The 12,779-nt window shown below is 43.4% G+C and carries 13 protein-coding genes and 1 other annotated feature; of the genes, 11 read left to right on the forward strand and 2 right to left on the reverse strand.

Going from position 1 to position 12,779, the window contains the following annotated elements; translation table 11 throughout:
- Positions 1-21 precede the first annotated feature (21 nt).
- From ACYCSE_RS19215 to ACYCSE_RS19225, 3 genes are read left to right on the forward strand one after another with little or no spacing between them, the layout of a single operon-like run.
- Positions 22-753, forward strand: coding sequence for an SDR family NAD(P)-dependent oxidoreductase (locus tag ACYCSE_RS19215; RefSeq protein ID WP_069291647.1), 732 nt, complete (start codon positions 22-24; stop codon positions 751-753).
- 37 nt (positions 754-790) lie between these two features.
- Positions 791-1,114 (forward strand): macro domain-containing protein, encoded by a 324-nt coding sequence (locus ACYCSE_RS19220; protein WP_459699383.1) that lies wholly within the window; start codon positions 791-793, stop codon positions 1,112-1,114.
- Positions 1,115-1,127: 13 nt separating this feature from the next.
- On the forward strand, positions 1,128-1,688 hold the full coding sequence (locus ACYCSE_RS19225; protein WP_459699385.1) for a GrpB family protein: 561 nt from the start codon (positions 1,128-1,130) through the stop codon (positions 1,686-1,688).
- Between the two features lie 176 nt (positions 1,689-1,864).
- Here the strand turns inward: ACYCSE_RS19225 and ACYCSE_RS19230 are convergent, their stop codons facing one another.
- Positions 1,865-3,049: an aminotransferase class I/II-fold pyridoxal phosphate-dependent enzyme gene (locus tag ACYCSE_RS19230; protein WP_250268030.1), complete on the reverse strand. Its 1,185-nt coding sequence runs from the start codon at positions 3,047-3,049 to the stop codon at positions 1,865-1,867.
- A 42-nt stretch (positions 3,050-3,091) separates the two neighbouring features.
- Positions 3,092-3,330, reverse strand: a binding site (T-box leader).
- Positions 3,331-3,519: 189 nt separating this feature from the next.
- Here ACYCSE_RS19230 and ACYCSE_RS19235 point away from each other — a divergent pair.
- Complete coding sequence (locus tag ACYCSE_RS19235) at positions 3,520-4,128, forward strand: DUF1349 domain-containing protein (RefSeq protein WP_250268031.1); 609 nt, start codon at positions 3,520-3,522, stop codon at positions 4,126-4,128.
- Between the two features lie 93 nt (positions 4,129-4,221).
- Positions 4,222-4,932 (forward strand): DUF1361 domain-containing protein, encoded by a 711-nt coding sequence (locus ACYCSE_RS19240; protein WP_069291650.1) that lies wholly within the window; start codon positions 4,222-4,224, stop codon positions 4,930-4,932.
- 56 nt (positions 4,933-4,988) lie between these two features.
- On the opposite strand, the gene ACYCSE_RS19245 is transcribed toward ACYCSE_RS19240, so the two are convergent.
- Positions 4,989-5,918, reverse strand: coding sequence for an ArsR/SmtB family transcription factor (locus ACYCSE_RS19245; RefSeq protein ID WP_061828569.1), 930 nt, complete (start codon positions 5,916-5,918; stop codon positions 4,989-4,991).
- A 508-nt stretch (positions 5,919-6,426) separates the two neighbouring features.
- On the opposite strand from ACYCSE_RS19245, the gene ACYCSE_RS19250 reads away from it, so the two are divergent.
- The 6 genes from ACYCSE_RS19250 (at position 6,427) to ACYCSE_RS19275 (ending at position 12,683) form a co-directional block, all read left to right on the forward strand.
- The gene (locus ACYCSE_RS19250; RefSeq protein WP_069291652.1) at positions 6,427-7,770 is read left to right on the forward strand and encodes an ABC transporter substrate-binding protein; all 1,344 of its coding nucleotides are present in this window, start codon (positions 6,427-6,429) and stop codon (positions 7,768-7,770) included.
- A gap of 93 nt (positions 7,771-7,863) precedes the next feature.
- Positions 7,864-8,754, forward strand: coding sequence for a carbohydrate ABC transporter permease (locus ACYCSE_RS19255; RefSeq protein WP_013309768.1), 891 nt, complete (start codon positions 7,864-7,866; stop codon positions 8,752-8,754).
- Positions 8,755-8,781: 27 nt separating this feature from the next.
- Entirely contained in the window at positions 8,782-9,624 is an 843-nt protein-coding gene (locus ACYCSE_RS19260; RefSeq protein WP_254349443.1) for a carbohydrate ABC transporter permease, read from the forward strand.
- Between the two features lie 80 nt (positions 9,625-9,704).
- The gene (locus tag ACYCSE_RS19265; RefSeq protein WP_322159364.1) at positions 9,705-11,090 is read left to right on the forward strand and encodes an arabinan endo-1,5-alpha-L-arabinosidase; all 1,386 of its coding nucleotides are present in this window, start codon (positions 9,705-9,707) and stop codon (positions 11,088-11,090) included.
- A 41-nt stretch (positions 11,091-11,131) separates the two neighbouring features.
- Positions 11,132-12,103 (forward strand): glycoside hydrolase family 43 protein, encoded by a 972-nt coding sequence (locus ACYCSE_RS19270; RefSeq protein ID WP_322159267.1) that lies wholly within the window; start codon positions 11,132-11,134, stop codon positions 12,101-12,103.
- Between the two features lie 235 nt (positions 12,104-12,338).
- Entirely contained in the window at positions 12,339-12,683 is a 345-nt protein-coding gene (locus tag ACYCSE_RS19275) for a DUF3024 domain-containing protein (protein ID WP_459699392.1), read from the forward strand.
- The last annotated feature ends 96 nt before the right edge of the window (positions 12,684-12,779 follow it).

Consider the following 12,779-nt stretch of genomic DNA (forward strand, 5'->3'; position numbering starts at 1 on the left):
AACGAGAGAGGGGTTTCTTCATTGCTTAATAAAATGAAAGTTATTATAACAGGAGCTGCTTCCGGCATTGGAAAGGAAATTACTCAGCAATGTCTAAGGGAAGGCGCAAGTGTTATTGCGTGTGATATGAATAAACGTTCTTTAAACGAACTTGAGGCTGAACTGAATTCACCAAGTTTGTACACCTATCTGATAGATATAAGTAACTATACGGAAGTAACTGATTTTTTTACATACATTAAGGGAGAACACCCGGACATAACAGCTTTAGTCAATAATGCAGGTGTTTATAGAGGAAAGAATATACTCGACTATGGTATGGAAGAAATAGAGAAGGTGCTGGACATAAATATTAAGGGATGTGTATATTTCTCGCAATTTTTTGGAAAGTTCATGATTGAGAAGAAGCATCAGGGAATTATCGTAAATATGTCTTCTGTTTCTGGAATGGAAGGAAGCTCAGATGCGATCTATGGATTATCAAAAGCTGCAATATTGGGCTTTACTAAAAGCTGTGCCATGAATTTTTCACCTTATATAAGAGTTAATGCTGTGGCACCAACGATGGTAAGTACTCCAATGATGGATCATATTCCTGATTGGAGAAAGGAGGAATATACAAATCATCAGCTAATTCCTGAGCCTTTAAAAGCAGAAGATGTTGCTTATACTGTCCTGTTTCTGCTATCGAAAAGATCCAGGCATTATACGGGAGCGACCTTTGATATTAATAATGGGTGTTATCTAAGATGATTTTTTACGAGAGGAGGAGGATTAATGAATACCCAAATTGAACTTAGATAAACGTGAATGTTGTTCATACCGTTGGTCCTGTGTGGAATGGTGGCGACCATCAAGAAGAGGAGCTATTGGCGAAATACTACCAGAATACATCCAATTGGCTTTGCAACTGAATGCACGAAGCATTGTCTTTCCGAATATCAGCACTGGTATCTACCGTTTCCCGAAAGAAAAGGCGGCGGATATTGCTATACAGGAAGTGACACGTTTTGTACAGGAACATGCCGGTTTGAATGAAATTATTTTTGTTTGTTTTGATGCGGAAAACGCTCAGTTATACAGTCGTAAGCTGCAATACATGAGTAGAAATTAGGGGGGGATCATGAATGCATGAGGAGCAAAACCAGGAACATTGGCCGGTGTGGGCTACGGAGCCTGTAAAAATAGTGAATCCTGATCCTGCCTGGTCAGAGCAGGGCTTAAAGATCATTTACCAGTTGCGGGAGTTATTACTGCCGTTTAAGGTGACGGAAATCGAACATATAGGAAGCACGGCAATTCCCAATCTTTCCGCTAAGCCCATTATTGACATAATGGTAAAATTAGAATCTTGGGATCAACTGGAACAGATCGTGTCTGCTTTACAACCAGCAGGCTGGAACTATGTTCCGCCTGAATTGGACGGTCGGGAATGGAGAAGATTTTTGGTTAAAGTGGAACAGGATCAAAGAAAGGGACATCTGCATCTCATACTGAAATCTGATGAGCATTGGGATCGGCAGCTATTGTTTCGGAACCGACTTCGTGAACAGCCTGAGCTGATTCAGCAATATGATGTATTAAAAAGGCGGCTGGCGATGGAAAATCAGCATGATCGTGAAGCATACACGGAGGCCAAGACTGATTTTGTGCAAAACGTTCTGAATACCGGACATCCTAAAGATTAGAATGTCCGGACTCCCGGGTGCTTTCCGACCAAGCGTCGAAATCTCCAACATTTGTTATTGCCGTGTAGGGGAATGGCCAAAAGGCTTGCCAGCACACCAGAAAAAGCTTATTCAGAAGCTGCTACGGTAGTGTTTATCCAGTGTTCATATTCATTTTATGATAGGAAAAATCGCATTTATAGACGTCTCAAGAATGCGCTAATGCGTTCCAAAGCCATTTCCAACTGTTCTCGCGATGACGCATATGAGCAGCGGATAAAGCCCTCGCCGCCTGGGCCAAATGCGGAACCAGGTACAGTAATGACTCCTTCTTCTTCCAGCAACCGCTTGGCAAACTGCTCTGAGCTTAACCCTGTGTGCATAATGGAGGGAAAAGCATAGAAGGCACCATTTGGTTCGTGACATGGCAGCCCTGTCTGACATAGGCCTTCAACGAACCATTTTCTACGCAGATTGTAAGATTCCATCATACGATCTTTTTCCTCCAGCCCGTTACGCAGGGATTCAATAGCGGCAATTTGCCCGATAATAGGAGCGCACATGGCGGTATATTGATGAATCTTCAGCATAGCTGAAATCAACTCTCTTGGGCCGCACACATAGCCGACCCTCCAGCCTGTCATCGCAAATGCTTTGGAAAAGCCGCTGATGAGCAGGGTACGCTCTTTCATTCCCGGCAGAGAAGCGAAGCTTACATGCTTCTGTCCATAGGTCAGTTCAGCATATATTTCGTCTGATATAACGACAAGATTATGCTCCTCAACCAGGCGGGCAATCGGCAACCAATCCTCATAGGTCATCACCCCACCCGTCGGATTATTCGGATAACAGAGAATAAGCACTTTGGATCGTGGAGTCAGCTTGGCTTGGAGTGCCTCAGCTGTTAGCTTGAACTGCTGATCCGCAGAGGTTTCAACGGTTACGGTATGTCCTCCGTTCAGAAACGTGATGGGCGAATACGAAATATAACATGGAGCCGGAATGAGTATTTCATCGTGTGTGGTGATCAGGGCGCGTAGTGCCAAATCCAGCGCTTCACTGCTTCCAATGGTAACCATGATTTCATCTGTCGGGTTGTAGGATGTGCTGAAGCTGCTCTCCAGATACCCGGCAATCTCCTCACGAAGCTCGGGAAGTCCAGCATTCGGTGTGTATGATGTTTTACCATTTTCCAGTGCTGTGATACAGGCCTTTCTGACATGTTGAGGGGTTACAAAGTCAGGTTCACCGACACCAAGCGATACAATATCTTTTCGGCCTGTACTATATTCAAAAAACTTACGGATGCCTGAAGGTGGCATTTCCCGTACAGCTGGAGTCAAAAAATCGGTTATAGATACTGCTGTCGATACATTTGTCATGATGATTTCCTCCTTTTTGAAAAACAAAAAAACCCGCCCCTGTAAAGGGACGAGTTTATACCCGTGTTACCACCCTAGTTTCATTCCATACGAAATGACACTCTGTTCACGTATCCATCAATACGTGTTCCGGTTAACGCTGGAAAGGCGGCAGAGCTTACTTCAGGTTCAGCCCGCTTCTCAGAGATGGCGTTCGGCTACCCTCGGAATGTTGGCTTTCACCTGCCCCAACTCTCTGCAAATCCGCTGTATAGCTTACTCGTTCTCGTCATTGAAATTTGTTACCGTATCAAGTTAGGTGTAATTATAAGCACAACATTTCAGGATGGCAAGTCTTTTTTTTATAAACTTTAAAGACACATTATCATTATTGACGACTGGAAAATAACGTATATAGTGGTATCAAGGGGATTGTGCCCCAGATTTCAATGTGTTATATGACTATATTGCCAGAGAGGAATGGTATCCATATGAACGTATTTGAACGCTTTAGCGGTAAAGTATTGCCGGCGGATTGGAGTTGGATCAATGAGCCGGCTGAATGGAGATTCGATGATTCCAAGTCTTTGCAAATTTCTGCACCTTCGCAGGCGGATTTCTTTAGAGATCCGTCTGGCGCAACGGTAAAATCGTCCGCACCCTTTTTGCATACAACGCTTCAAGGTGATTTTACAATATGGACGAGGGTTTGTGTTGATATGAAGCAGCCTTATGATTCAGGATGCTTGATGATGATGGCGGATGATACCCACTGGGCTAAGCTGTGTTTTGAATATTTTGAAAGCACTCCATCTATTCTTAGTGTGGTCACTCGGGATACATCCGATGATTGTGTCTCTGGGGCGATGGACGTGTCCAATCCGTATTTACGAGTGGCACGAGCTGGAAATTGCTTTGCATTTCATTATTCATCAGACGGTCAGCATTGGAGGCTGGCGAGATATTTTGGTATGAATGTTCCTAACCAGCTCAAAGTCGGAGTTGTTGCTCAATCTCCGGTGGGGGAGGGCTGTGCTGTTACCTTTGATGCCTTGACGATAACAACCCATGTATCCGAGGACATACGAAAGGTGGAGTAAATAGACAAAGGCCCTCTCTAAATATGAAAGCGTTATAAAATAGGACTTAAAAAGACGTATATACGCATGCTCAGGCAGGAGGTAGATGGAAACTTGCTGTTAAGAAGGAAGGGTTACAAGCTGCCCAGTTTGTTGGGAGTGCTGCTTGTAGCTACGTTGGGCTGTTTCGGACTCATTATGTATTTACAGTCCACAAGTGGAACGAGGATGTATCAATTTCTGTATTGGGATATATTCCTGGCCTGGGTTCCGGTCTTTATCACTCTGGGAATGATGGCTTTATCCCGACTGCGAAGTACAAAAGTGAGAAGTATTCTTTTATTTTTCTCCTCAATTGTATGGTTGTTTTTTCTGCCGAATGCTCTTTATTTGGTGACTGAGTTACTTCATGCGTTTCGTTTTTACGATGTGAATCCTGATACACGTTTTTGGTTGAACACACAATTTTGGTTAATCTTATTTACGTCTTTTTCAGCAGCAGGGCTTGGCCTTTTTCTTACATCCCTTTGTGTATTGGTGATCCACCATATGCTGAGGAGGATTTGTTCAGGTGGGCTCGCATGGGCTGTAGTTTTTGTGTTGTTGTGGCTGGCCAGCATAGGGGTATATATTGGTAGATTTGCCCGCTGGAATAGCTGGGACATATTATTGCAGCCACTGGTGCTCCTTACGGATATTTGGAGATGGGGAGTACATGCAGTACCAAGGCTTCATTTACTGTCCTTTTGCTGGTTGGTGTTTGGGATAGCAGTCATTTTTTATTTATTGATCTATATCTCTTTAAGTGAGGATCAGGATATTTAGGCCGAGGACATGTATTCAATGAATACAGGCTTCGGCCTATTTTTACATGTGGCGTGTCAGGAGTTGGCGTTGTCCTCCCCGTGCACATCATAAAGCACCCGCACAAGCAGATCCTGACTGAAATTCCCAAATCTTTTGCCGAAAATAGTGAGCCCACCTTTGTTTTCCGATTGATCGGTTACGGATAAGCGGAGTGTAATGTCGCTTTTATAGTTAAGGTTAATATCGTCTATTGTGACTTCGGAAATGCGGCACCCGTCAATGAAGCTGCCTTGCTGATTGATGCGAATTAATTTGAGCATACCATATTGATTTAAATGCGGTGGCCACCAATCTGGATTGAGAACCCCCGGCACTTCTCCAAAATCTCCGGCGCTGGTCCAGTGCCCAATAGGGATACCGTTAATGTGAAAACAAATGTCGGAGGGATATTCCTCACAATAGCAGGGTGCTTCTGAGCCTAGTTCTGCGGAGAATTGAATTTCTTTAAAGGATTGATTCGCTTTCAGATAGTTGGGGATGCGGTATTCCAAAAAGCCTTCGGCCATCCAGATCATTTCCGACTCCAGCCGCCCGGGATCTGCAAAATAGCGTGGATCATCAAAATCGCCGATAATGCTGTCTCGGGTCACCAATCCACAAGTGGGGGACGCTTGATAGTTACTGTAATGACCTACGCGAATCTCAACCTCATACACATTTTTTTGTTCTCTGCTGCGCAAATCTACCATCAGCTTATCCTTGTTCAAATAACACATTTTTCGGGTACCGTGCTTGCCGCTCACGGTATTGATCTCCACAAGACCGCATTCTTCCAATTTTCGAATATGCATTGTAATGGTACCGTTACTCAAATTAAGTTTGTTGGCAATGTCATTCATACTTTGTCCCTGGTAAGCAAGTAACTCGAGAATTTGAATGCGGATTTCTGAACCCAGTGCTTTAAAAATATCTAACCCTGACATTAAGTCCTTAATATAAATCATAGCTATAGACCATCCTTATCTATAAAAATTGTAATGTAAGCGCTTATATATTTACTTTGATTTATGTTAAAATAAAATCAAAAAGAAGTAAACTTCTTTTTTGTAAATTTTTTTTACTAAACCAAAAGAGGAGCGAATTGAACTCCAAATTAGGGATTACTTTATAAATAAATCGTATTTAAGATTTATTTCTAGTTTTTTTGATGTGAATAAACTTAAATACGATTTAATTTTGCTTTCCATGTTACTCTAACCTATGTTTTATAACTATTTAAAAAGATTGAAAAATACATTGACGAACCGAGGAAAGGCATGCTATATTTTGTTTGTAAACGAATTCATTATTGATAAAGAAAAATGTTAATTATACGGTACATGAGAGGGATGATAATCACAGCGGCAATCAACAACGGGTTGTGTACCGCACAGTTAAAGATTAGGCCGAGTGGTATGAAATTATTTTAGCACCGATTGTATGCGGTTTCATTTAAATTTAGGAGGGGTCGCGTTGATAAAGAAAAAAGGTTTTGCAATAACAATGGTTGTTCTGTTGTTAATGGTGGCTGCACTGGCTGGTTGTAGTGGGGGAAGTTCCAGTAGTGATGGAAGTAAGGAACTGACATTCATGTTCCGTGGTGGAACAGATGAACAAAAGGCTTATAAGGAAGTAATCAAGAAATTTGAAGAGGAACATCCTGGCGTAAAGGTTAAAATGGTCGTGACGGCAGCAGATCAATATGCTACAAAGCTTAGAGCTGCGATTACAGGAAACAACCTCCCAGATATCTTTTATTTTGCCCCTGGAGATGTGAAAGCTTATGTAAACAGTGGGGTGTTGAAGAATCTCACTCCTTACATTGAGAAGAACAAGGATATTAAACTGGATAACATCTGGAAATACGGTATAGATTTGTATCGCTATGACGGCAAAATGGCCGGTCAAGGAGATATTTACGGTATGCCGAAGGACTTAGGTCCATTCGCACTTGGCTACAACAAAACGATGTTCGAAAAAGCGGGCGTGCCTTTGCCTGATAAAGACAAACCGTATACATGGGATGAGTTCATCAAGGTCAACCAAGAGTTGACCAAGGATACCAATGGTGACGGCAAGCCAGATCAATACGGTACAGGCTTTAACGTTCAGTGGGCATTGCAAGCCTTTGTATGGAGTAATGGGGCTGATTGGCTGGATGAGAGCAAAACTAAAGTAACGATTGATGATCCGAAATTTGCGGAAGCGCTTCAGTACTTTGCTGATATGCAAAACAAATATAAAATCACACCTGGTATTGAACAATCACAAACATTGGACACATACCAACGTTGGATGAAGGGCGAAATGGCATTCTTCCCGGTAGGTCCTTGGGATATGAGTACATTTGAAAAACTGCCATTTGAATATGATTTGCTGCCGTTCCCAGCCGGATCGACTGGCAAATCGGCAACATGGATTGGTTCTCTGGGTATCGGCGTTTCCTCTAAAACAAAATACCCGGATGAAGCTGTTGAACTGGTTAACTATCTGACAACTTCTAAAGAAGGAATGAAGCAGCTCGTAGATGCCAAGGTACAAATTCCGAATCTGTTGGATATGGCTGATGAATGGTCCAAAGATACGAAAACCAAGCCTAACAATAAACAAGAGTTTATTGATATCGTGAATGACTATGGACGCTCATTACCAGGCAACTATACGTATAATGCAGAATGGTACGATATTTTCTTCACAGATATTCAACCTGTACTGGATGGTAAAATTACGGCGGCAGATTATGTGAAACAAGAACAACCGAAGATGCAGAAACTGCTGGATAAAGCGGTGGAGCAAGAGAAAAAATCACAGAAATAATGCGTAAATAGAGGAAAAAGGGATGATGTTAGTGGCTAAATATCATGCTGCTAACATCATCTTCATTCCAAATTAGAAACAGAGGTGAGCCCTGTGATAACCAAATCTAATCTCTACCGCAAAGAGAAGGTATATGGATACTTATTTATTCTTCCACCTATTCTCGGTCTGCTAATCTTTACGTTATTCCCGTTTGTCTATTCGTTATACGGCTCTTTTACAGACTGGGACGGATTGGGACAAATGAACTTTATTGGCCTCGACAATTTTAAAGATTTATTTAGCGATGAGCTCTTTTATAAATCGATGTACAATACTCTTTTCTTAATGCTGGGTATTCCGATCGGTCTTGTACTAGCTTTACTGCTGGCACTAGGTTTGAATCGCAAGATTCCAGGTACGACAACATTTCGTGTGATTTACTATATCCCGGTTATTTCTTCGTTGGCTGCCGTTTCTATTATGTGGAACTGGGCATACAACGGAGACTATGGTTTGGTAAACCAATTCCTCGAAATATTCGGTATTAAGGGTCCTAACTGGCTGATGGATAAAGATACGGTCAAACCGGCCTTGATTCTCATGACTGTCTGGAAGGGTCTCGGATATACGATGCTGCTATATTTGGCAGCCCTGCAAAGCGTATCTCGCTCTTATTATGAAGCAGCAGAGCTAGATGGAGCTAGCGGATTCCAGATGTTCCGCAATATTACATGGCCAATGGTGAAACCAGTAACCTTCTTCCTGGTCGTAACTAATATCATTGGTGGTTCGCAAATCTTTACTGAAATGAACATTATGACACCTACAGGGGGTCCGGAATACTCATCCGCCTCAATCGTCTTTTATATTTGGGATAAGGCATTTAAAAACCTGCAAATGGGATATGCCTCCGCGATGGCTATGATTCTCGGCATCTTCATTTTTATCGTAACTTTGATTCAATTTAAAATGAATGAAAAATCGTCCTTTGATGGGGATTGATTTTCGCGGAAAGGAGTGAGTCTGATTATGTCCCATAGTCAAAAAACGAAAGTTACCAATATCATTATCTTTATTGTACTAGCGATTGGAGCGATTGTGATGATCGCGCCGCTGCTTTGGATGCTGTCCACTTCGGTGAAAGAAAAGCAGGATGTCTTTGCTCTTCCACCAGTATGGATACCAGAGGTGTTCCAGTTTGGCAAGTATAAGGAAATTTGGGAAGCAGGACCTTTGTTAAGCGGGATCAAGAACAGCGTGATTGTGGCTGTAAGTGTTACCGTTATAGGTACCTTCACATCCAGTGTGGCCGCTTTTGCATTTGCAAAGCTGAGATTCCCTCATAAAAACAAACTGTTTTTGGCACTCATCGCATCTATGATGATTCCATACCCAACGGTTATGATTCCACAGTTTATGATGTTTTCCAAACTTGGCTGGGTCGATACACTTTTGCCTCTGATCGTTCCAGGTTTGTTCGGAAATGTAGTTATGATCTTTTTCCTGCGGCAGTACTTGCTTAGCGTACCGGATGCCATTATCGAAGCTGCGAAAATTGACGGAAGTTCTTATTTCCGACTCTATTCGTCGATTACGTTCCCGCTCATTAAGCCGGCAGTTGCGGCACAGCTTATTTTATGGTTCATGGGGATTTGGAACGATTATTTGGCACCGATTATTTACTTGAACTCACCAGAAACGCAGACATTGCAGCTGGTTATCGCGAATTTTAATGCGACTTACGCCATTCAGACGGACTATCCGCTTATTATGGCAGCATCGATTATAGCCTTGTTACCTGTACTGATTATATTCTTGATCTTCCAGAAACAAATTATTGAATCGGTTGCCATTTCGGGTGTCAAAGGTTAATTGACACTTGGAGGGGACGGATGAATGATGTAAGGCAGTCGCAATATGTAATGGGTAAAGGAAGGAGGAGAATAACAGTTATGGTTATGCTGCTCATGCTGGGTCTATCCGGCTGTGGGGATAACACTCCGGACCCTGTGTATCCGCAGGCTCCGCCTCCCGATCACTTGTATGATCAGAGTACGATTAATGATGAACAGCGCTGGACCATTAACAATGCACATGACCCGGCGATTATAAAAACAGATCAAGGCTATTATGTCTACTCAACGGATGTAAAGACAGGTGGAGAATTGAGACCTGGTGTCATGGTACGCAAATCGACTGATCTGATTCACTGGAACTGGGTTCAGTATGCACTCCCCGGCATTCCAAAGGAAGCAGAGGCGTGGTCATCAGCAACCAATCTGTGGGCACCGGACATCATCAAGATGGGTGATACCTATCGGATGTATTACTCCGCTTCTACCTTTGGCAGCACACGGTCTGCGATTGGATTGCAGACATCCAGCTCCCCGGAAGGCCCTTGGAAGGATGAGGGGCTGGTCCTTAAAACAGGAGAGCATGACAAGCTGAATGCGATTGATGCCAATCCGGTGCTGGATGCAGAGGGAAATCCATGGATGGTATACGGCTCTTTTTTCGGCGGTATCTATATTACACCGCTTGATCCCCAGACTGGAAAGCTCAAAGAATCTGGCTATGGTAAAAATATCGCTGCCAGAGATCGGGCAACTGAGGACGGTGCTGTAGAAGGGCCTTACATTGTGTACAATCCAATGTTCCGTAAATACTACTTGTTCGTCTCGTATGATTCTTTGTTTGAGGACTACAATGTTCGTGTTGCCCGTTCAGATTCGATCACAGGCCCTTATGTGGACATGAATGGACATGATATGGCAGATACCAGCTATTTGCCTCAATACGAGATTGGAAACAAGGTATTGGGCGGTTATCGGTTCAGCGAAGGAGAAGGCTGGGTTGCGCCAGGTCACAATTCTGTCCTGAAGGACGGTGCGGATTATTATATTGTACATCATGCGCGGGGAGAAACGGACAAGAGCTGGCCGTACCTGCATGTACGCAAAATATTGTGGACGGCAGAGGGCTGGCCGGTCGTCTCTCCGGAGCGCTATGCGGGCGAAAAGGAGCAGGATATACCCAAAAGGCTATTATCCGGCAACTGGGAGCGCATCGTGATCAGGCAGGAAGTAGACGGCCATGTGGAAGCTGAACCGCTCCGTCTGGAAGATGGAGGACGGGCAACCAGCGGTTCTCTTGAAGGTCACTGGAGTTTTGATGGCAAGCGTACTCTAACAATGGATTGGAGCAATACATCCGCAGGAACAAAGGAAGAATTGTTATTGCTTCCTTCATGGGACTGGGAGCTTGGTCGCCATACTTTAATTTTCACGGGTATGAATGAAAAAGGAATTTCCATTTGGGGAAAACGTATCAGCGATTAATTTGTTTGAACTACATACTACACATAGAGGAGAGAATAACCATGAATCAATCTGTACCCATTAATAATCCGGTCATTGAGCAACGGGCAGACCCTTGGATTTACAAGCATAGTGACGGATACTATTATTTCACCGGATCTGTGCCAGAGTATGACCGCATTGAGGTTCGACGAGCAAGTACTATTCAAGGCTTGAGTACAGCAGAGCCTGTCGCAGTGTGGCACAAATATGAAACGGGCCCGTTAAGTGCGAACATTTGGGCACCGGAAATTCATTATATTAACGACAAATGGTACATTTATTTTGCAGCAGCTCGTACAACGGAAACGAAGGAAGGCCTGTTCGACCACCGGATGTTCGTGCTGGAAAATGATTCAGCTAATCCTCTGGAAGGGGAATGGGTGGAAAAAGGACAGATCAAAACCCGTTGGGAGACGTTCGCTCTCGATGCGACAACCTTCCAGCATAATGGGGTTTTGTATTATGTGTGGGCTCAGAAGGACCCTGACATCGTCGGTAATTCCAATCTGTATATTTCTGAAATGAGCAATCCGTGGACGCTGCGCGGTGAGCAGGTTATGATCTCTACACCAGAATATGACTGGGAAGTCATCGGTTTTAAGGTGAATGAAGGAGCAGCGGTTCTGAAACGGAACGGGCGGATCTTTATCAGTTATTCAGCTAGCGCCACAGACCACAATTATTGCATGGGCCTGTTGACAGCAGATGAGAATGCGGATTTACTTGATCCGAAATCATGGACGAAATCACCTGAGCCGGTATTCTGCACCAATGAGGAAACAGGACAATTCGGGCCAGGTCATAACAGTTTTACGGTTGCTGCTGACGGTAGCGATGTAATCGTATATCACGCCCGGAATTACAAGGAAATTACAGGCGACCCGTTGTATGACCCGAATCGTCATACACGTGTTCAGCCGTTCAACTGGAAGGAAGATGGAACACCTGATTTTGGTATTCCAGTACCCGATGGCGTTCCTGTTGATAAATAAGCGAAATCTATTATAGATGGTTGACGTGTTGCACAGCGGCACTGTAACTTTCTGGAAATCATAGGTAATTATGATTCGGATGCGTATAACAAGAGTAATAAGATATCTTCTGAGCCTTCAGGCTGGAGGATATCTTTTTGCTTTTGGGACGACAAGGAGGACACTTTTCAAAAACTTCGATTTCTGCTATATTTAAATCGTAATATTTACGAATTGATCAAGGGGTGGAAATCTCGTGAACGAACGGATTGATCCGTTTACCGTTAAAAAGGTTGAATACCTGCTGAATGGCTATATTGCTCTAAAGGTACCAGGCTATGTGCGTTCTGACGTGCGGCTCATTTATCAAATAGAGGGTAACTGTTTGATCTTGACGGAAGAAAGGCCTTCTAATGAAATTGAGTCGTGGGATCGCACGGACATTGTCCAATTTCGCTGGGAGGAAAATCATTGGCATGTATATGCCCGACAAGAGGCTGAAAGCTGGCAGCGCGTAAAAGAGATTGCGCCTAATCCGTGCTTTGAAGAACAGCTCGAACAGGTAGAAATAGATCCAGCGGGTATTTTTTGGACAGGTTAACGAAGTGCAGAATAATAAGTTCGGAAGATGGAGGTAGTGGGAGTCGTCCCGTTAAACTGTATATGGAAATAAACAGGCTGACCGTAATTCCTTATA

Source organism: Paenibacillus sp. SEL1 (assembly GCF_054602535.1).